At 66.3% G+C, this 19,668-nt stretch carries 16 protein-coding genes; 3 read left to right on the top strand and 13 right to left on the bottom strand.

Going from position 1 to position 19,668, the window contains the following annotated elements:
• Nucleotides 1-24 precede the first annotated feature (24 nt).
• From ASC78_RS02805 to ASC78_RS02770, 8 genes are all read right to left on the bottom strand, one after another.
• Nucleotides 25-681, bottom strand: a complete 657-nt coding sequence (locus tag ASC78_RS02805; protein WP_055796474.1) for an HAD family hydrolase — start codon at nt 679-681, stop codon at nt 25-27.
• A gap of 31 nt (nt 682-712) precedes the next feature.
• Nucleotides 713-2,635 (bottom strand): aminodeoxychorismate synthase component I, encoded by a 1,923-nt coding sequence (gene pabB, locus ASC78_RS02800; protein ID WP_055796471.1) that lies wholly within the window; start codon nt 2,633-2,635, stop codon nt 713-715.
• Nucleotides 2,636-2,637: 2 nt separating this feature from the next.
• Nucleotides 2,638-3,171, bottom strand: coding sequence for a formaldehyde-activating enzyme (gene fae, locus ASC78_RS02795; RefSeq protein WP_055796069.1), 534 nt, complete (start codon nt 3,169-3,171; stop codon nt 2,638-2,640).
• Nucleotides 3,172-3,202: 31 nt separating this feature from the next.
• On the bottom strand, nt 3,203-4,030 hold the full coding sequence (locus tag ASC78_RS02790; RefSeq protein WP_055796067.1) for a formylmethanofuran dehydrogenase subunit C: 828 nt from the start codon (nt 4,028-4,030) through the stop codon (nt 3,203-3,205).
• Complete coding sequence (gene fhcD / locus ASC78_RS02785; protein ID WP_055796065.1) at nt 4,027-4,983, bottom strand: formylmethanofuran--tetrahydromethanopterin N-formyltransferase; 957 nt, start codon at nt 4,981-4,983, stop codon at nt 4,027-4,029. The genes ASC78_RS02790 and fhcD overlap by 4 nt, the downstream gene beginning before the upstream one ends.
• 14 nt (nt 4,984-4,997) lie before the next feature.
• Nucleotides 4,998-6,668: a formylmethanofuran dehydrogenase subunit A gene (locus ASC78_RS02780; protein ID WP_055796063.1), complete on the bottom strand. Its 1,671-nt coding sequence runs from the start codon at nt 6,666-6,668 to the stop codon at nt 4,998-5,000.
• Nucleotides 6,665-7,891, bottom strand: a complete 1,227-nt coding sequence (locus ASC78_RS02775; RefSeq protein ID WP_055796061.1) for a hypothetical protein — start codon at nt 7,889-7,891, stop codon at nt 6,665-6,667. The genes ASC78_RS02780 and ASC78_RS02775 overlap by 4 nt, the downstream gene beginning before the upstream one ends.
• A 231-nt stretch (nt 7,892-8,122) precedes the next feature.
• Nucleotides 8,123-8,860 carry a HisA/HisF-related TIM barrel protein gene (locus tag ASC78_RS02770; RefSeq protein WP_055796059.1) on the bottom strand — a complete coding sequence of 246 codons (738 nt, stop codon included), beginning with the start codon at nt 8,858-8,860 and terminating at the stop codon, nt 8,123-8,125.
• 29 nt (nt 8,861-8,889) lie between these two features.
• Here ASC78_RS02770 and ASC78_RS02765 point away from each other — a divergent pair, with 29 nt between their 5' ends.
• Genes ASC78_RS02765 through ASC78_RS02755 form a run of 3 tightly spaced genes read left to right on the top strand, consistent with a single transcriptional unit; the run spans nt 8,890 to nt 11,565 of the window.
• Entirely contained in the window at nt 8,890-9,879 is a 990-nt protein-coding gene (locus ASC78_RS02765) for an ATP-grasp domain-containing protein (protein ID WP_055796056.1), read from the top strand.
• Entirely contained in the window at nt 9,866-10,966 is a 1,101-nt protein-coding gene (locus tag ASC78_RS02760) for a hydantoinase/oxoprolinase family protein (protein ID WP_235504970.1), read from the top strand. The genes ASC78_RS02765 and ASC78_RS02760 overlap by 14 nt, the downstream gene beginning before the upstream one ends.
• A complete protein-coding gene (locus ASC78_RS02755; protein ID WP_055796051.1) occupies nt 10,966-11,565 on the top strand; it encodes an amino acid kinase family protein in 600 nt (199 codons plus the stop codon). The genes ASC78_RS02760 and ASC78_RS02755 overlap by 1 nt, the downstream gene beginning before the upstream one ends.
• Before the next feature lie 154 nt (nt 11,566-11,719).
• On the opposite strand, the gene ASC78_RS02750 is transcribed toward ASC78_RS02755, so the two are convergent.
• The 5 genes from ASC78_RS02750 to ASC78_RS27345 all read right to left on the bottom strand — a co-directional run bounded on the left by ASC78_RS02750 (nt 11,720) and on the right by ASC78_RS27345 (nt 19,645).
• Nucleotides 11,720-12,463, bottom strand: coding sequence for an AP2/ERF family transcription factor (locus tag ASC78_RS02750; RefSeq protein WP_055796049.1), 744 nt, complete (start codon nt 12,461-12,463; stop codon nt 11,720-11,722).
• Nucleotides 12,464-12,547: 84 nt separating this feature from the next.
• Complete coding sequence (locus ASC78_RS02745) at nt 12,548-14,275, bottom strand: ShlB/FhaC/HecB family hemolysin secretion/activation protein (protein WP_055796468.1); 1,728 nt, start codon at nt 14,273-14,275, stop codon at nt 12,548-12,550.
• Between the two features lie 324 nt (nt 14,276-14,599).
• Nucleotides 14,600-15,007: hypothetical protein (locus ASC78_RS27855; protein WP_235504969.1), on the bottom strand; the 408-nt coding region annotated here is incomplete at its 3' end.
• 47 nt (nt 15,008-15,054) lie between these two features.
• Nucleotides 15,055-15,396 carry a hypothetical protein gene (locus ASC78_RS27350; RefSeq protein ID WP_157634369.1) on the bottom strand — a complete coding sequence of 114 codons (342 nt, stop codon included), beginning with the start codon at nt 15,394-15,396 and terminating at the stop codon, nt 15,055-15,057.
• A gap of 31 nt (nt 15,397-15,427) precedes the next feature.
• Entirely contained in the window at nt 15,428-19,645 is a 4,218-nt protein-coding gene (locus tag ASC78_RS27345; RefSeq protein ID WP_055796040.1) for a DUF637 domain-containing protein, read from the bottom strand.
• Between the last annotated feature and the right edge of the window lie 23 nt (nt 19,646-19,668).

The raw sequence follows: 19,668 nt of genomic DNA, 5'->3' as shown, positions 1-19,668 counted from the left end.
GCATCGACGCGCGGGCCTCGCGGCTCAGCTGCGCTCGATAACTGGCCAGCCGGCTTTCAGCGCATGCGCGCGCAGCCGCTCGTCCGGAGCCACCGCCACCGGGTCAGACACCGCCTCCAGCAGCGGCAGGTCGCTGGTCGAATCGGAATAGAACCAAGACCGTTCGAGCCCATCGAGGCGCGTGCCGTGCAACGTCAGCCATTGGTTCACGTGCATCAGCTTGTGCACGCCGAAGCACGGATCACCGTCGATGCCGCCGTCGAGCGTGCCGTCAATCACTCGCGAGCGCGTCGCCAGCACGTCGGCCATGCCGAACACGCGGCCGAAGGGCTCGGCGATGAAGCGGGTGGTGGCGGTCACGATGGCGCAGAGGTGGCCCGCGTCCTGGTGCTTCTTGACCAGCGCACGCATCTGGTCCGGCACGCGGGGCGTAACTTCGGCTTCGAACTCCGCGGCCCATTGCCGAAGCGTGGCCATGCCAAAGCCTGCCAGTGGCGCGACGCTGACGCGATGCAGCTCGCGGATGTCGAGCGTGCCGTCCACATACTGCTGGCAGTAGCCCAGGTAGACGGTCTCGGCATCCGCCGGCAGCACGCCGCGCGCCACCAGGAAGCGCGTCCAGGCCATGCCGCTGTCGAACGGGATCAGCGTGTGGTCGAGATCGAACAGCGCGAGCTTCATCGCGGAACCGGGATCGAAACGCGCGCCTGCCTCAAGCGGCCGATGCCGCATGGACCTGCGGCTGCAACGGCGGCCGCAGCCGGGATGGCACCTGAGGAAGTTGCAGCTGCGCCGGCAGCACGCCGCGCAGCGCGTTGCACACCACCAGCTTCTGCGCCGCCTGAAGGTCTTCCAGCGACAGGCTGCGTTCCGCGGCCTCCCAGATGGAGTCTTCGATCAGTACGCCGCGCATCACGCCTGGCAGTGCGCCGTCGGCAACAGGCGGCGTCCACCAACGCCCGTCGATGCGCGCGAACACCGTGCTGCGCCCGCCTTCGACGAGCCGGCCGTCCTCCGTGAAGAACAGGCTGTCGAAGGCGCCTGCGCGCTCGGCGGTGCGCACGCCGGCATCGTAGTGCTGGCGCACCGTGGTCTTGTGCGCGGCCAGTGGGTTGGCATTGGGCAAGCGTTGACTGGCAATGAGCAGCTTCACTGCGCCGGGGGGCAAAGGCGGCAGTGCTGAATGCGTGATGCCCATGCGCCCGTCGTACGCCAGCGAAAGGCGCAGGCGCGAAGGCTGGTCGGGTGCCAGCGTGGGCAACGCATTCCGTAGCGCCTCCATCGCGGCATCGGGATTGAACTCAAAGCCCAGCACGCGCGCGCTGCCCGCCAGCCGCCCCAGGTGGCGGTCCAGGTAGCGGATGCCGTCGCCCGGCGTGGCCAGCATGGTTTCGAACAGCTCGAAGCCGGGGTCCAAGGCGGTGAGGAAGCGCGCCTTGAGCAGGCACTCTTCGAACTCGTCGGCCGCGATGCTGTCTTGCACGATGCCGGCGCCGATGCCCAGCCGCAGTGGCCTCGCGCCCTGTGATTCCGCGCCGAGCGTGAGCGTGCGAATGGCCACCGAAAGGCAGAAGTCGCCGATGGTCGCGCCTTTCGCGGGCGCCTCGATCCAGCCGATGGCCCCGCAATAAAGGCCGCGCGGCGTGCTCTCCAATTCGGAGATCCATTCCATCGTGCGGTGCTTGGGTGCACCGGTGATCGATCCACAGGGGAACACCGCGCGCAGCAGCTCGGGCATGTCCACGCCGGGGCGCAGCGTCGCCTGCACGGTCGAGGTCATCTGAAACACCGTGGCATACGGCTCGACTGCAAAGAGCATGGGCACCTTGACCGAGCCCGTGCACGCCACGCGGCCGATGTCGTTGCGCAGCAGGTCGACGATCATCACGTTCTCGGCCCGGTTCTTGGTATCGACCGACAGCAGGCGCGCCATCTCGCTGTCGCCCTCGGGCGCAACGGCGCGTGCCGCGGTGCCCTTCATTGGCCGAGCCGTGAGCACGCCGGCGTCGTGGCGCAAGAAGAGCTCGGGCGAGCACGAAAGCACGTGCGTGATGTTGTCTTCGCTGCCTTCCGGCAATGCGATCAGCGCACCATAGGCCACAGGTTGCCGCTCGCGCAGGCGCCGGTACAGCGCGACGGGCGACCCGTGGCTTTGCCCGTTCAGCCGGTACGTGAAGTTGACTTGGTAGGTCTCGCCCGCCGCAATGGCGCCGTGAATGCGCGCGATGGCGTCGGTGAATGCGGCCTCGTCGATGCTGGGCTGCAGGTTCATCACGCCGGCTGGCTGCGGCTGGCCGGCTTCATGCGTGTCGCCGGCCTCGTGCTTTTCGAGCCAGGCCGCGACCTCATTGGCCGAAAGCCTTTCGCAATCGCGGAACATCAGCACGCGCAGTGCTGAAGCATCATTGGCCGGGAGCCTCTTCTGGCCCGCGTGCAGCAGCTTGGCGCCCCATTCGTAGTCGGCCAACAGCACCGCGTGCAAGCCTTGCCGCAGGTCGGTATCGACGCGCGCCCACACGCCGTCGAGGCCGGCTGCGTCGGTGCACCGGTGCTCGCGCACGAAGCCCGAGTGCAGCCGGCTGGTGGGCCGCTCGGGCGTCGAACCGCAGTCGTCGAGGAGCGCGAAGGAAGGCACGGTCAGCTCCAATCGTCCATATCGTGCTTGATGCGATGGCGGTTGGCAATCAGCTCCTCCACGGAGGGCTCGTTGTGGAGCGCACGGCGGATCGCGAGCTTGGTGGCTTCGTAGTTGGTACGGTACATGTCTTTCTTGTCCAGATCCTGGTCCTTGGCGCAGCGCGGATCGATCCACACCAGGCTGATGATGCACAGCGCATTGGCGTGTTCCTTCGGAATGATGCCTTCGATCAGGCAATCGACCACCGCGTCGGCCGTGGCGCTCTGCACCACGCCGCCGAACAGGTCGATGTTGGCCGCGTCCTTCAGCGTGACCTTGGGCACCATGATGGTCGCGGGCCGCACGAGCTGGTTGCAGGCGCGAATCGCGAACATCGCAGTATGGCCCTTGCTCTGCGCCATCATGTTGGCAAAGGCCTGGCCCACGGGGCCGTCGGTCGCGCCAATCAGTATCTCCGGCATGGCGTCGGTGAACTGGCCTTCCCTCGCGAGCACGGTGGCTTCGCCGGCATGAAAAAGATAAGGATGCGTCATAGGCACTCGAGGTTGAAAGTTGGGAAGGAAGTCATAAGCACGTGATGAGCTCGCCCTTGCCATCCGCCGAAAGATCGCCCAAATGGCGTTCGATGCGGCGTGCCGGCAGGTCGCTGAACAATCCGCCATGGCGCGCGAGGTCTCGCGCCAGAAGCGCCCAGAACACCGGCGTTGCAGCCCGGTTGGGCACAAAGGTCAGCGCCGATCCAATGCCTTCCGGCAAGGCCGCACCGGCCTCCGCGAAGACGATGCTGCCGCGGCGCATGCCAAAGCCCGCATGCGCGCCGACACTGCCACCCACGCCGATCGTACCCGCCACCATGCGCGAGCCCAGGAAAGCGCCCGCGGCGCCATGGACAACGGCGGTACCGCGGCGCATGCGGTCGCCGAAGCGCTCGCCCGCATTGCCATGGACGACCAAGGTGCCGCCACGCATGCCGTCCATGCTGCCGGGCAAGGTGCTCGCGGCGAAATCGCCGACGTCGCCCTTCACGTCGATGCTGCCGCCCGCCATTTCGCAGGCGGCCAGGAGGCCGGCATGGCCTTCGATGCGCAACTCGCCGCCGCGCATGCAGCCGCCCGCGTAGTGGCCGGCATGGCCTTCGACGCGGATGCTGCCGCTCTCCATCTGCCAGCCGATGCGGTCGAATCGCTCGAGGCTGCCTTCGAAGCGAAGCACGCCCTCCTCGCCCGGCGAAATATCGAACAGTTCGGCCAATCCGAGCATCTCGTTGCCATGGCCAACGGCCAACTGCTCGACCTGGGCGGCCGAGAGTTCCGCGAGCGCCGCCGGCGTGACACCACGCAAGTCGACACGCAATGCCGGCGCCTGCCGCAGCCTGAAATGCCATCCGCTCATGAGGCATCTCCCGCATTGCCCAGCAGCTTGTGCAAGTGGAAGTGGAACGGGCCCAGCTTGCCGCCATAGTTGCCGGCCGAAATGCGCAGCAGCCCGCCGGCCGGGCCGATGCCGATGGCCGCCTCCATGCCGACGCGCATGGCCGCGGCCACGTCGCCCTCGGTCAAGCCGTCGATCACGATTTCCATCACGCAGCCGATCTCCTGTGCGGACGTACCGCCCTGCGTCAATTCGCTGTGAGGCACCAGGCCGACGAGGCTGGGGCAGAACGCATCGTTGGTCGAGGCGTTCAGGTTCGCATAGCGGCTGCCGACCTTGGAGCCCGAGCGCACCACGCCGCCCGGAAACGGCATGATCACATTGGGCAGCCGCTTCATCGCCGCCACTGCGGCTTCGGCGGCGGCCAGCGCGCCATCGGTATCGCGCGCCAGCAGCAGCAGGTTGCCGCCGCCCACCGCCTTGACCACGGGCGTGTCTTCCTGTGCGACGAATTCGCCGTCCATCACCGGCACGCGCCAGTAGCGCACGCCGTCGATCACCTTCGAAATCTGCCAGCCATCACCGAAGAAGCGCAGGTTCTTACCGAGCGCCGCCACGTCGCTGCCCGCGCCTTTGGGCAGGCCTGCGAACACGGCCGTGGTCGGACAGGTCAGCACGCATTGGCCGACGCGGCGTTCGAGCTGCTTGCCGAGTTCCTTGCCCGACATGGAAAAAATCAGCACGCTCACACCGGGGCGCCCATCGGGCGTTTCATGCGGGCCGAGCTCGCGCTCGATGCCGGCCTCGCAGCCACAGGCGATCACCGAGGTGGCGAAACCGGTGGCCGACACGCCGGCGTGGCGCGCCCATTCGATGTTGTGCGCCGTAATGACGATGCGCGTGGCCTTCATGGGAAAGGCTTCGGCGAAGGTTTGGTCGATGACGACGCCGTTGCACTGCACGGAGGATGTCATGACGACGACGCCTCCTAGAAGCAAGCCGCCGGCAGCAGGCGCCCGCCGTTGCAGCACTGGCACAGCTCGTCGTGGCCAATTGCAATGTGGTCGAAGTTGACCGAGCCTTCTGCCGCAAGATGCCGGCGCAAGCGCTGCTCGATGCCGCGATCGTAGTTCGGCGCAACGAAGTGCGTTCCGCCCACCGGCGCCGCAGTGACGCGCCCCGCGCGCGACACCAGCACACCGTCCTTGAACACGTATTCGGGGGTCGCGAACATGGCCTCGCGGTCAGGGTTCTCGCGGTACACCGCAATGTCGGCCGCCGCGCCCGCGCCCAGGTGGCCGCGGTCGGGCAGGCCAAGCAGGCGCGCAGGGCCGGCGCGCGTCATGATGGCAATCTCGTACAGCGAGAGCTCGCGCGTGATGGAGCGCAGCGCGGCCTGCGCCGCCACCTCGGGGTGCAGCTTGGCCAGCTGTTCCTCGCGAAAGCTGCGGTCCATCAAGAGGCGGATCAAATGCGGGTAGCTCGTGAACGGACCGCCGTTGGGATGGTCGGTGGTCAGCACCACGCGCCATGGATCGTCGACCAGGAGGAATATCTCCAGCCCGATGACCCACTGCAGCGCATTCACGTAGCTTTGCTCGCGGTAGCGGAACGGCACCACGCCGCAGCCGGCTTCGCACTCGATGTCGGCGCCGATCCATTTGCGCGGATCGGCCAGGCCCGACTGCGCATGCTGACGCATGGTGTCGCCCGAGGCCGTGACGGTCTGGCCGAACATGATCTGGCCCACGTCGATGCTCACGTTCTTGTTCGCGTTCACTACTTCGGCCAGCTGCAGTGCGGCCGAAGAAAACTTCTTCGGGCCCTCGGTGCCGTAGGCGTGGAACTGGATGTGCGTGAGGTGCCCAGGCAGGCCGTCCAGTGCGGCGATGGTGTCGAGCGTGGACTGGATGTTGCCGGCCACGCCCAGGTTGCTGCCGTGGATGTGCAGCGGATGCGGCACGCCCAACTCGCGCAGCGCGCGGGCCAGCGTATGCACCACCTGCCTCGGCGCGACCTGCCAGTGCACGTGGTTCTCGTCGACGTCGAGCTTGCGCTGGTTGAACTTGAAGGCCGAGATCCCGCCGGGGTTCACCACCTTCACGCCCATCGCCTTGCTGGCGTTGATGGTCCAACCCGCGTAGTCGCGAATGCGCTCGAAATCCCAACGCTCGGCCAGCATGCGCAGGAACAGCTCGTCGTTGCCGAGCATCACGTAGGCGCCATGGTCGAGGATGGGCGTATCGCCCATCTCCATGTGCGTGTGGCGCGCATTGCAGGCCATCATGGCCGGCTCGAAGGCTGCCGTGTAGCCCATCTCCACATAGCGGTAGCCGGTGGCCAGCGTGCCGGGCGTGCAGGTGCCGCAGGAGGCCAGCTCCAGCACGTTGTCAGGCAACGCCACGGGGTTCGCGTTGGCGCGATGGTCTTCGGGCAACAGCATGCGCGCGAGGTTGACCTTGCCACCGCCGATGTGGGTGTGCATGTCGATGCCACCGGCCATCACGATGCAGCCGCTCAGGTCGATCTCTTCGGTGGCTCTTTCGTTCGGCGCAAGCTCGACCATGCGGCCACCGCGCACGTAGAGATCGCGCACCTCGTCGCAACCGTTCGCGGGATCGATGACGCGGCCGCCGCGCAGGCAAAGCGTGGTCGTCATTGCACGCGCCCTTTCGTCTGCGACTTGACCGCATCCGTGAGGCGCCGGACCACGTCGGCGACGCTCGGCAGCCCGTCGTCGTACAGCGGCCGCAGCGGCAGCATCACCGAGCCGTCGGTGCGGAACAGATGGCCGCCGGAGCCGATGCCCGGCGTCGACACGGGAATGAACACGCGATCGCCTCGCTGCAAGCGCATGGCCGGATGGCCGAGCACGATGCGCGGCACATCCGTGGAAGGTGCCGCGGGCTCGGGGCCGTAGCTCGACACCCACAGCAGCGTGTCGGCCGCCCCGTCCGCCAACAGGCGCTCTGCGTCGAAGCACAGCGGCTCATGCTCCAGGCCTCGCGGCCCGGCCCGCGAGCGCAGCGGCAGGCCCGACAGCCAGGCGAATACCTGGTTCACGGTGGACGCGCCGTCGCCACCGCCCAGCGGCAGCGAGGCTGCGCGCGTGCTGCGGTTGAGCGTGCCGACGATGCGCTGGATGGCCTCGATGATCAGCGCTCCCTGGGCAGGCAGGCGGGCCGATTCGTACACCAACACCGCATAGCGGGCCGCCTTCAAACGCGCCGATAACGCTGCAAGCTCGGCGGGCACGCGATCGTCGTCCGACCGGACGCGACCCGCCACGAGCGCGGCCAACAGGGCCACGGTGTCGAACAGGTCGCCGTGCAGGGGCAAGGTCTCGATAGCCAGGTCTTCGCGTTCCCCCGCCCCGCAGCGGCGAAAGAATTCAGGGTAGTGCGCCGTGGGCTCCTCGGTCATGCAGACGATCAAGTCGGCGCGCGTGCGCACCTCCGCCAGCGTGGTGCTGAATCCGCCGCGATCCTGCAATGCGCGCAGGCCATGCATCAGCGCCTTTCCCTGTGCCGGGTCGCAGATGGCGCCTGTTTCGCAAGCCAGCGCATAGAGGGCTCGCGCGCCGGCAACGTCGGTGCCAAGGCCGCCGAACAGGGGCTGGCGGCTGGCGGCCAGTAGAGAGGCGGCGGCGGCCAGCGCGGTGTCGAGATCGCAGTCGCGGCCGTCGACTTGCGGCTGCGCCGCACTGGCCGCGGCGTCGAAATGGGCCAGGCCATTGCGCGCACGCGGGCAATCGCTGCCCACGAGCTTCAGCGGCGTGCCGGGCGGCCCGATGTCCACGCCGAAGGTGTCGCACAACAGGGGACAAAACGGACAGGTCCACGGTGCATTGGCGGGCTGCGTGGCAGTGTCGGATTCATTCATGGGCAGGCCACCACGCAAGCCATGTGCCATTCAGCCGCGAGGCCCGTGCGCCTAGGGGTCGCACCCTATGACACACAGTTTGTGAGACATAGTGTTGCGCTTTTGGCGGTCAATGCGTGACGGCAGCGGCTTGCGGCGGCGCATGCGAGCGCCATCGGGGATGGCACGGTTCGTGAGTGCAGCGGGTTGATGGCATGCCCCAACCACCCCCGTTGCGCCACCCCCGGCAGATCAGCGGCGCACGCGTGGCAGTTGCAGGTCGTGCAGAGCGCTGGCCACGAGCCAGGCATCGGCGCCGGCCGCGCTGGCACGCGCCAGGTCGTCCTCGCTGCGGATCCCGCCAGCACCGATCACGGTGGCAGCCGGTGCCAGGCGCCTCACCTCCTGCAAGGTTTCCAAATCTGGCCCGGCGCCGGAGCCGACACGCTCGAGCGTCATCACGATCAACCGCTTTGGCCACAGTTCGACCGCGTCCCAGCAGCCGGCAGGGTCCAGGCGCTGACCGTCACGCCGGTCCAGCGACAGTGCGACGCCCTGCTGGCCCGTACCGGCGCCCTCTTCGTCCCTGGCGAAGCAGCGTTCCAGCGCCTCGCGCGAACGCAGCGATTCGCTGCCGAACGCCAGCACGATGCGCGAGGTATACGGCGCCAACTGGCTGCGCAGCGCCTCGCCGGCGTCGATGTCGGCCAACCCCGCATCGAGCCACAGCTCGACCTCGGGCAGCGCCCGCAGCAGATCGGCCAGCACCGCGATCTGCACCGGGCCGCCCTGCAGGGCATCGAGGTCGGCCACGTACAGCTGCCGCGCCGCGCAGTGGTCGCACAGGATGCGCGCCACCGTCACCGGGTCGCTGCTGGCGCACAGTGCCGAAACGATCGGCCGGTAGGCCTTGCGGTCGCCGCGCACGGCCCTCACCACCTGGCCCTGCAGCAGGTCGACGACGGGGATCAGGTTCAGTTCGGAAGTCATGGGGAAGAGCCCGGAAAGTGGATGATGAAATGACGACACGCGTTTTTGTTTACGAGTATCTCAGCGGCGGCGGATGGAGCGACTACGGCGACGATGCGGCCGCCGACGAGCTGTTGCCGCTGGGCCTGTCGATGCGCGATGCCATGGTGGCGGACCTGCGGCGCGCCGCCGATTGTTCGGTCTCGGCGGCGGTCTGCGAACCGGGGAACACCCTGCCTGCCGGCGCTGTGCCGCTGCGGCCGCGCACCAACGAATCGGCCTTCGACTTCGTGGCGCGCCAGAGCGCGCTGCACGACCTGGTGTGGCTGGTCGCGCCCGAAACCGACGGCCTGCTGGCGCGCTTCCAGCGCACGGTGGGCAACGCGCGCTGGCTCGGCTGCAGCGTCGAAGCCATCGAACTGACGGCGGGCAAGAAGGCCACGCTCGCGCACCTGGCCGCACACGGCGTGCAGACGCCGCTGGCCTTTGCCGATGCCTCCGATATTGCGCGCTGGGTAGTAAAGCCCGACGACGGCGCCGGCGGCGTGGCCACCCACGTGCACACCCGCCATGCGGACGCGCTCGAAGATCTGGCACGGCGAACCGAGGCCGGCGCCACGTTGACCCTCGAGCCATGGATCGAAGGCGAAGCCCTGAGCCTCTCGCTGCTGTGCACGGCGCAGAATGCCGAAATGCTCAGCATCAACCGCCAACGCATCTCCATCGACCCGCACGGACGGCTGTCCTTCGATGGTGTGAGCGTCGATGCAGTGGGCCAGGGCGATCCGCGTCGGGCCTCCTTGGCGGGGTTGGCCCAGCGGGTGGCGCATGCCATCCCCGGACTGCGCGGTTTCGCGGGCATCGACCTGGTCTGGCATCCGGAGCGCGGGCCGGTGGTGATCGAAGTCAATCCGCGCGTCACCTGCGCCTATGTCGGGCTCTCGGCGGCGCTGGGGCGCAACCTGGCGGCGGAACTGCTGGCAGACCGCCTGCACGGCATCGGCGTTCAAGAACAGGAACTTGCGCGTGCAGTCGCCTGAACGCACCACCATCGGGTGGGACATCGGCGGCGCGCACGTCAAGGCCTGCCTGCTGCAAGGCGGCGAGGTGGTCGACGTGGCGCAATGGGGCTGTCCGCTCTGGCAGGGCCTCGACCATCTGACCCGCGCTCTGCAAGCCGCAGAGGCGCGCTGGCCCAGCCTCGGCGCAGCGCAGCATGCAGTGACCATGACAGGCGAAATGGTCGACCTCTTTCCCGACCGCGAAGCCGGCGTGCGCGGCATTGCCGCCGCTCTGTCGGCATCGCTTCCCGTGCCGCCGGGCGCCCTGCACTTTTTCGCCGGCGATGCCGGCTGGTGCGCCACCGCCGCGGACGTTTCGCGGCACTGGGAGCACATCGCCTCGGCCAACTGGCTGGCCACCGCGCGGCACGCCGCGCTGGTGTTTCCTGAAGGCGTGCTGGTCGACATCGGCAGCACCACCACCGACCTCATCGCTTTCGGCAACCAGGGCGTGCTGACCACCAGCCGCACCGACGCCGAACGCCTGGTGAGCGGCGAGCTCGCCTACCACGGCGTGGTGCGAACCCCGGTCTGCGCGCTGACGCAGCGCATCGAATGGCGCGGCCAGGCACGGCACGTGATGAACGAGTTCTTCGCCACCACGGCCGACGTCTACAGGCTGTGCGGCGAGCTCGACCCGGCGCACGACCTGTACCCGAGCGCCGACAACGCGGACAAGGACCTGCCCGCCACGCGCCAGCGTCTTGCGCGCATGGTGGGGCTGGACGAGCGCGACGCCTCCGCGGGCGAATGGCTGGATCTTGCGCGGGCGTGGCGCGCAGCGCAGGTCGAAGCCATTGCCGGGCAGTTGCGCCGGGTGCTGGCCGCGCATGCGCTCTCGCGCGAGGCTGTGATCGTGAGCGCGGGTTGTGGTGCTTTCCTGGTGCCCGACCTGGCCGCTGCGGCCGCCTCCGAAACCACGGGTTCCGTGCCGCACCGCTTTGCCGCGTATGGCGGCGACGTCGCGCGCGTGGCGCACCATGCGGCCGCGGGCACCACCACCTGGGCACAGGTGTGCGCACCGAGCGTCGCGGTGGCGGCGCTGTTCGAACGGGAGCACGACTGATGTGGGTCGTCAAGATCGGCGGTAGCCTTTGTTCGGACCCGGTGCTGCCGCAGTGGCTCGACCTCCTGACGCAGATCGGCGGCGGGCGCGTCACCGTGGTCTGCGGCGGCGGCAGCTTTGCGGATGAAGTGCGGCGCGTGCAGTCGCACTGGCAGTTCAACGACCTGGCCGCGCACAACATGGCCGTGCTGGCCATGGCGCAGACGGCCTACCAGCTGCATGCGTTGAATCCGGGCCTGCAGCTGGCCACGCGCAAGACCGACATCCCCGACCTGCTGCGCCAGGGAAAAACGGCGTTGTGGCTGCCGCTCGAACTGCGGCGCGACCACCCCGACGAGCGCACCGGCTGGGACGCCACGTCGGACACCATTGCGCTCGATCTCGCGAAGCATCTCAATGCCGAGCAGCTGGTGCTGGTCAAGTCATGCGCCATCGATCCGCAGATGACGCTCGCGGAGCTTGGCGATGCCGGTGTGCTCGACCACCAGTTCGCCGAGCAGTCCGATGACGCGGCTTTTCCGATCACGCTGCTTCACAAGAACCAGCTGGCAATCATGCGGTCGCTATTGCTGGGCGAGGCCACCTTCACGCCACGCTGACAAACAGCGGTCGCGCGAGATTGCGGCGGAAAACAGCGTGGGAGCACCGCGGCTGCCGCCATGATGCCGCGTCGCGCGCATGCTTGCGCTTCGGTCGCCGAAACGGCGGGGCAAGTACCTGTCGCTGCATGCTCTGCAGGGCCGCTGCCGGACCTCAAGACGAGCGCTCCCGCTTCGTGGCTTTGCGTGCCTTCAGACGTGCCACCAACTCAAGTTGCTTCTGGCGCTCGGCGATGGCCAATGCCTTGGCCTCGTCCTCGCCATGCGTCTTGACGGAGAAATACTTCGATACCAGCTTCTTGCCTTCCACCGGGTCGGTGTAGTACGTGAGGGCACCCCAGTACTTCGGAAAGCGATGCACACCGGCGACGCCGCTCTTGTTGTTGCGCAGGATGATCTCGGTCTTGCCAACGGGCGCCGGGATATGCGGTGGAATGGCGGTAGCGGGAGCGTTGCGCACCGTGGCTTCCGCCGGGTGAACGGCGCACAGCCCGGTCAATTGTTGCAGTTGCCTTTGCCTCTCGGCGATGGCCAGCAACTTGGCCTGCGCCGCGCCATGGCGGCTGACGCTGAAATACTTGGTCAGTTTCTTCCCTGGCGACAGCGTCGTCCCCGCGATCCACGCCTGCACGTTGTCGTCCTGTCCCAACTGGCATGTCACGCCAGGAATACCACTGGTGTTGTTGCTTTTGAGTAGGGTGGCCTTCTGCACGCGGGTCCTCGGCGGGTGCGCTTTGACGATGTCGTCACGCCACGCTTGGGCCCGTATCAGCGCAGCCTCTTCGCCGCCATACATGGAAAAGGGAAACGGCTTAGAAAAATGCACGCTATTGCGCGTCAAGAGAACGATCCACCCGGGGCCGTCACGAGGGCCAATCGCCCTGCTGATGCCGTACATCGCGGCCGATTTGAATATTTGGCTAGCCATGGTTTGAATGCAACAGTTCGCCAAATCCGCTGCCGGTAGCGTCCCATGCCATCTTCAGAAGCTCGCGTTGAGATTGAACCCGAAGGTGGTCTTGGCCGTGCGATACCCCTCCGGCTTGCTGATCGGCGCCCCGATGAAGAAGTCATAGCTGAGCTTGCTCCACTGGCCGCGCACGCCGAGCACCGCGCCCGCCAGATTGCGGCCCAGCAGGTCCGCGGTCGAACGCCCGCCCACATGCCCGTAGTCGGCCCCGAGATACAGCTCCGCCCCACTCTGGCCCATGGCCCAGCCGATGTCGTTGCGAATCAACCAGCCGCGCTCGCCCATCAAACTCGTCTCGCCATCGAAGCCGCGCACCGTGTAGCGCCCGCCGATGGCAAAGCGGTCCTGCGGCGTCAGCGGCGTGCGGTTCCACTGCGCGCGGATCAGGCCCGAATAGCGCAGCTTCTGTTCGCCGAGCTTGAACGGCGCGTTCAGGCTGACTTCGGCCGTGTACAGCCGCAGGCGCGAGGTGCCCTCGCCGAACTGTTCCTCCGGCGCGGCGATGGCACCGAAGGCGCCGGTGCCGTGCTTGTACGCCAGCGTGCCTTCCAGCGTCGCGTCGCCGATGAACTCCTTGTGGTTCAGCCCGAGCTCCCAGCCGCCCACCACGCGGTGCTGCACCTCGATCTCGGTGTCGTCCACGAAGTTGCGCGACTCCCTGCGGAAGCCCTTCAGCGCCAAGGTCGTCTTGCGGCGCTGGTCGCGGTACAGCAGGCGCGAGAGCTTGACTTCGGCGTTGTTCGTCTTGCCGGCGTAGACATAGTCCTGGCTCAGTCCCGCGACGCTTTGGTGGTACTGGCTGTTGGAGGCGGTGAAGCCCAGCATCCAGTAGCCGTAGGGCAGCGAGTAGTGCACCGTCTGGCCTTCGGTGCCCTTGGCGGGGTCGCTGAACACATGGCCGTTGAGGTTGTGGTTGGCGCTGACATAGAACAGGTCGTTCAGGCCAAAGGGGTTGTCCACCGATACCGTGGCGCCGGCCTGGTAGCGGCCGGTGGCCTCGGTGCCGCTGTCGTCCAGGCTCAGGGTGACGCGCCACTTCTTGGATTGGACGTACTTGACCACCAGGTCGCTGTCGCCGGGCCGGGCATTCGGGGCGGTCGAGGGTTCGATCTGGATGTCGGCCTCGGCCGTGGGGGCGCGCTTGAGGTTCTCCAGGCCCTGCTCGATGTCGCGCAGGTTCAGCAGGTCGCCGGCTCGCGCGGGAACGGCGGAGCCCAGCAAAGCGTCGCTGCCGAGCAGCGTGGCCGAGGAATCGGGCGTGGTCCGGATGGCCGCGATGCGCCCGGGCACCAGCGAGAGGGTCAGGGTGCCGCTGGACAGGTCCTGCGGCGCGGCCAGCACACGGGTGGTGACGAAGCCGCGCGCGATGACGGCCTGCTGGGCGCGGGCGAGGACCACGTTGACACCGGCCGTGCCCAGGCACTGGCCGAGAGGCGCATCGTTGCCTTCGGGACCCGACAGGTCAGCAACAGCCCACTGGAAGGCCTCGGCCTGCTCGCCGACCAAGAGCACGCGGTCGATCCGAAAGCACGGGGCTTCGGAGGCTGGGATGCGCTGGGTGGGCGCGGGCGGTGCGGCCTGCAGGCGCTGGTCGACCGTGCGCTCGTTCTGCTCGCGCAGGGCGCGTTCGCGCTCCTGCTGGCGTTGCTGTTCGACGAAGGGTTGCGGGGTGGTCGGGGACTGCTGCGCAATCGCCAACAACGAAGAGGTGGCCAGAGCCAGGCCTACGGCCACGGCCATGCGCGTGCGCCGAGGCACGCCGGTGAAGCAGTTCATGGTCAGCGCCTGAATTCGACCGCGCGCACGGCGGACGGCTTGCCCGAGAAGCCGCTCACGGCGCCATCGGCGCCAAAGAGGATGTCCACCGGCTCGTCTTCCTGGATCGTCCAGTAGCGCCAGCTGCTGGCGTTCAGGTCCTTGGTGTCGTTGCGCGAGGGATAGCTCAGCGCCATCAGCACCTGGGGCCGGGTCATGCCGGGCACGACCTTGGCGGCGTAGACGGCCTTCTGCACCTCGGGGCTCCAGCTGCCGAGCGCCACCCGGGGGTCGGTGGGCACCACGATNCATGCCGGGCACGACCTTGGCGGCGTAGACGGCCTTCTGCACCTCGGGGCTCCAGCTGCCGAGCGCCACCCGGGGGTCGGTGGGCACCACGATCTGGCGCGCCCAGCGCAAGGCATCGTCCTTGCTGCGGGCGGCATCGTCGCGCAGGGAGACGTAGTCGCCGCCGATGGTGCCGAAGAAGTAGGTGTCGCGCTTCATGGTGTCGAGCACCACGGGTTCGCCGGCCAGCACGATGGGGCCGCCGAGCATGTTGGTGCTGGAGACCCAGCCGTAGTCGGGGCGCAGGTTGCAGCAGGTGTAGCCGGTGATGGGCTGGGTCAGCTTGGTGGCGCAGCCGGACAGGAGAAGATTTGCGGCGAGGGCGGCGCTCGCAACGATGCGGAGAGGGGAAATGTGTGACAGCTTCATAATTCGTTTGCGGCTAGATTTTTTGGCGCGATCAGCACCCAAATCTTCTACGGTGATACTTGGCGCGATTTGTAGATCAATTTATTTTGATCATTGAAGTCAAATATCACGAGCTTGAGATCGAGAAAAACTGATGTTCGATAGCCAATCCGCACGCTGCATTCGCCGTTGCATGAGGACTTCATGCCCCAATCGTACGATTTGTCGCTTGCTGATCGAGGCTCGATAAATGTCGGCTTGCCGAGGCGCGCGATGACCAGCGAATAATCACTTCCGATGTTCGCTTCATCGAAATAGGAATTTCGCCGCTTGATCCTTGAAATTTCACCAATGGTGAGAACTGATGCAACCGCAATAAGAGCAAGGAATACTCCAAGCGCAAGAATCATGAAAATTCCACGCCGCGTGTGAAAAAAATAATCAAGGAACATTGAGTGGCTGAAATCTTTGAATGATTTCGAGTAGCGCCGGAGGAATTTCGCCGCCGCGCGGAATATAAAAAGTCTGCGAACCAGGAGCATTCGTAGCGGTAACCGCTACGCTGATCGGCAGGGAGGGAATAAACGCACTTGTAAGCCCTGCTGCGACAGCAGCATCGTTGGATCTGCACGCACAAGTGTCAATCAGATCCACGCTGTTCATGCCAGGCCTACTAATGAAGTATTGATATGCGGCCTCGTCCTGAGAGGGCGTTCGAGGCACAACTGTAATGACTTGGTCTCGCAAGGTACTTTGGGATTGAATATAGGACAAGGGACCCGAACCAAGGGGCGTGTCGTTTCCGTAACTGTAAACTCCGGCCCCTTGAACTGCCAGCGCCGTATGTCCAAAAATATTATTACTATCTCGGCGGCGACGTCCGGTGATATGCATCAGATCATTGTTTATCACGGTGTCGACAGCCGACTGTCCGGAAATAGCACTGCCGGCTGCTTGCCCGGTGACGAGGGCACCTGAAATGCCACCCACAAGCTGACTGATATTGATTATGGTCGCCGGATCTTCAATGCCATTATTTAGCAAAAATTGCGCCGTTAGTGTCCCTGTCAAGGCGCCTATTGCGCCGGCCGAGCATCCGCTGCCTGCACTGGTTCCGTAGCCGCCGGCACTCGCTCTGCCCGCGCCAATTGCGCATCCCGCTACAGCGTGGGCTATCTCTCGGGAAAATCCGTCAAGATCCCCGATCAAATTGGCGCCTCCTGCAGCTGCAGTATTCAAGAAGCCATTGACGAGGCCATACTGGAGTTCATTCTCAAAACTTGAGCCATTAATGGATGCACGGACCGCAGCTGTGGCTGCACCGTTGAGCAGGTTGCGCCCCAAGACTCGAGGCCAAGTGGCTCCACTTGAGAATGTCCAGCTTTCTATGCCAAGCGCTGTATTCAGCCCCTGCAAGGCCCCGGCCGTCACCATCGCCGTGGCAATGTTCTTGATGCCACGGCTCGAAGCCAGATCCTCCAGCACCGCGCCAATGTTGCCGTTGTGATTGATCAGTCCGACGGCGGCTTGCGCGGCAATGCTCGACACGCCGGCTGCGACCGCTGCACCGACGACGGCGCCCGTGGTGCCGCCGCCTACGGCACTCCCGGCCACCGTGCCGATGCTGCTGGCCGCGCCCCAGGTCATCACGGTGGCCACAATCGCCACCACGGCGCCGCCCGCCTCGGTCAGGCTGCCTTGTTGCTCTGCCCACCGCCGCTGTTCCAGCGGCACGCCCTCCCAGTTGATCTGCGCCTTGTTGAGGGCCGGGTCGCTCTGGATCTGGTTCAGCCACCCCATGCCGGGCTGATTGCGCTGTGCTTGCAGAACCTGCTCGATGGTCTGTTGCGCAACGTAGATGTCGCCCGGCCCCTTGGTCGCGTTCTGCCCCACCTGCACATTCACTTTGGGCGTGTCCAGCTTCAGTGTCTTGCTGTCGATCTGGGTGTAGTTCGCACTTTCCAGGTGCAGGCCAGTGTTCCGCGTACGCTGGTACATGGGGTCGCTCTCGCCACGGCTCTGGCCCACTTCGGTGCCGGTCTTGACGAGATCCAAGTTCACGGCGCCCTTCGGCGCATTCAGCGCAACGGCATCCTCTGCCTTGATATGCACGGCCCCCAAGGTCAGATCAGCATCGGTGGCGGTGACCGTGACGTTCTTGCCATGCAGCGTGGCCGGTGCGAGCAGGGTCTGATCCAGGGTATCGGTCACGCTCTCCTTGCCGTTCATGCCCTTGCCGACGCGCTTGAAGTTGCCCATCGTGCCGATGGACTGCTTCGAGTCCTTGCGGCCGATCTCCCTGTGGAACTGGTTGGTTCCGCTCAGGACGGTCACTTCCTTGCCGGAAATCTTCAGGTCTTCGCCGGCGCCGAGGTTGCTGGCATAGACATTGACCTGCTGGCCCGCCGTGACACCCAGGTTGCCACCCGCGGTGACGTTCGATGCTCGCTCGAACTGGCTGGAAACCTCCGCGTGCTGCTCCTTGCGAATCGCGCGATCAATGCTGGAGCCGCCCAGCTTCGGAACGATGAACCCCTTGGTCTCACGGGAACTGTCCAGGCTCGCAGAGGAACTGTCGACTGCGGACACGATGTTGACATTGCGTCCCGCCTTCAAGCTGGCGTCGCCACGGGCATTGACATCGCTGCCCACGATGTTCAGGTCACGGCCGCTTTCCATGGCAACGTTGTTGCCGCTGAAGCTGCTGGCGATGGCCGTGTTGGTGTGGGCCTGCCCGGTGATGCTGTTGCTGGTGCTCGTGAGGGTTCCCCTGTCTTTCCATTGGGTGGAGAACCCGAAATCCGTGGTCTGGCGGCCCGACTCGATGAGGATGTCGTTGCCCGCCCTGACACCGAGGTCACCGCCCGCGGCCACGGTCGCGGCCCGCGCCTTGACGTCGTTCCCGGCATCCAGGAGGACATTGCCGCCGCCGGTGATGCGCGTGCCGACCTCCCTGCTCTGCGAGAAGCCTCCGCTCAGGTTTTCGCCGATCGCATATGCCGCGGTGGTGGTGGTCACCGTGCCGAGATTGATGTCGTTACCGGCCTTGATGGACGTCTGCCCATTGCCCGCGTTGGCCACCACGGCGCCGATCAGGTTCACATCGCGTCCGGCGCTGGCCACCAAGGTTCCTCCCGGGTTGGTCACGTACAGGCCCGCGACCCGGTCGATATTGGTGTTGCCCATGCCACCGGAAGCCGTCGTCGTCCGGACGTTGATGTCGCGTCCGGCGTCCAGCGAGAGCTTGTCGCGCGCATCGATCGTGCCGCCGATGTTGTTGATGTCGACCTGGGCCGTCAGGCCCACCTGCCCGCCGCTGATGCGGCCACCGAGGTTGTCGATGGTGTTCGCATTGATGCTGACCAACTGGCGTCCGGCGATGGTGCCGGTGTTGACCAGGTTGTTGTCCTTGCCGTCGATCTTGACCTGGTTGCCGGCCAGGAGCGCGCCCGAGCCGTCGATATCCCCCGGTCGCGCACGCACATAGACCTGAGGCACCAGCACGCGCTGCGTGCTGCCGTCCGGCAAGGTCACGGTCTGCTCGACCAGCCAGACGATGTCGCTGGTCAGCTGCGCCATCTGCGCCGGTGTCAGCGCGATGCCGGGCCGCAGGCCGTATTCCTTGGCGAAAGTCACGCCCGCGTTCATCAGTGCCGTGTACTGGTCTTCGTCGCTGTTGAATCCGTCCAGGTAGCGATAGCCCGTGAGCTGCGCCACCTGCTCGCGGATGAGCTTCTGTTCGTAGAAGCCGTCGCCCAATCGCTTGAGTGTGTCGTTCGGGTCGAGCCCGAGGCTGTTCAGCAGGTAGTCGCTGCTGAGCCAGTTGCGGTAGTTCGCAAAGCGTGGATCGGTCTCGATCAGGTAGCCGCCCGGCCCGGCATGGAGGCTGAACAGGCTGGCCGTGGGAAAGCCCAGGTTCGGCGTGCTGGTGCGCACAACGAGAGGAATGGCCTGACTGCTGCCGCTGCTGGCACCGCCCGAGACTCCTACGCCCGCGCCGCCCGCACCCGCGACGCCGCCGACGTTAGCCGCCACCTCGACGATGGTGCCCGTGCGGGTGCCGCCGGCCGCGCTGCCGGTGCCCCCGCCGCCCGCCGAGGTGGACCCGGTGGCTGCAGTTCCCGCGTTGTAGCCGCTGGTGGCGTTCACGTGGTCGACGTATTCGAATGCGCCGACGTTAACCGTTCCACTCGCCATGGGCCCGAGAACAATCGGCTGTTGCTGTCCCTTGTCATTGACCACCGTCGAAAAGCTGGTGGTCTGGTAGCTCCCCTTCAGGGCCTCGTTCGTGACGTTGCTCGCGGTCAGCGTGCCGCCCGCGATGATCCGGCTGTCCCGGTTGTAGACGGCGCCCACGAGCGTCATGTCGCCGCCCGACGAGATGAGGGCTGGGTCGGCGTTGATGGCTGTGTCGGCCGTGGTCGTGGCGGTGGTGGTCCAGATGCCGTAGCCGTTGCTGTACAGCAGAGCGCCGGTGGAACCGTCGGGGTTGCGTGCCCACACGAAGGGCTGGCCGGGAATGACCACGACCTGGTCGAGCGTGTAGAACCCGCTGCCGCCGACCGGCGCGACGGAGACCACCTGCGTCGTCGTGGTGGTCTTCGGCCCCAGTTGGATGTGCGTGTCCCAGTTGTTGATCTGCCCCATCGAGATCGACATGTTGCCCAGCGATTCGATGGTGG

Source organism: Variovorax sp. Root318D1 (assembly GCF_001424835.1).
Lineage (GTDB): Bacteria > Pseudomonadota > Gammaproteobacteria > Burkholderiales > Burkholderiaceae_C > Variovorax.
Note: the sequence above shows the minus strand (reverse complement) of the source record. Positions and strands in the feature narration are given on the sequence as shown.

Coding starts and splice junctions, on each gene's coding strand:
- ASC78_RS02750 (WP_055796049.1), bottom strand. CDS start 12,463: ATGTACGGCATCAGCAGGGCGATTGGCCCTCGTGACGGCCCCGGGTGG.
- ASC78_RS02745 (WP_055796468.1), bottom strand. CDS start 14,275: ATGGCCGTGGCCGTAGGCCTGGCTCTGGCCACCTCTTCGTTGTTGGCG.
- ASC78_RS02780 (WP_055796063.1), bottom strand. CDS start 6,668: ATGACGACCACGCTTTGCCTGCGCGGCGGCCGCGTCATCGATCCCGCG.
- fae (WP_055796069.1), bottom strand. CDS start 3,171: ATGACGCATCCTTATCTTTTTCATGCCGGCGAAGCCACCGTGCTCGCG.
- ASC78_RS02805 (WP_055796474.1), bottom strand. CDS start 681: ATGAAGCTCGCGCTGTTCGATCTCGACCACACGCTGATCCCGTTCGAC.
- ASC78_RS27350 (WP_157634369.1), bottom strand. CDS start 15,396: ATGATTCTTGCGCTTGGAGTATTCCTTGCTCTTATTGCGGTTGCATCA.
- ASC78_RS02770 (WP_055796059.1), bottom strand. CDS start 8,860: ATGACTTCCGAACTGAACCTGATCCCCGTCGTCGACCTGCTGCAGGGC.
- ASC78_RS02765 (WP_055796056.1), top strand. CDS start 8,890: ATGACGACACGCGTTTTTGTTTACGAGTATCTCAGCGGCGGCGGATGG.
- fhcD (WP_055796065.1), bottom strand. CDS start 4,983: ATGACATCCTCCGTGCAGTGCAACGGCGTCGTCATCGACCAAACCTTC.
- ASC78_RS02775 (WP_055796061.1), bottom strand. CDS start 7,891: ATGAATGAATCCGACACTGCCACGCAGCCCGCCAATGCACCGTGGACC.
- ASC78_RS02790 (WP_055796067.1), bottom strand. CDS start 4,030: ATGAGCGGATGGCATTTCAGGCTGCGGCAGGCGCCGGCATTGCGTGTC.
- ASC78_RS02755 (WP_055796051.1), top strand. CDS start 10,966: ATGTGGGTCGTCAAGATCGGCGGTAGCCTTTGTTCGGACCCGGTGCTG.
- ASC78_RS27345 (WP_055796040.1), bottom strand. CDS start 19,645: ATGTCGATCTCGATGGGGCAGATCAACAACTGGGACACGCACATCCAA.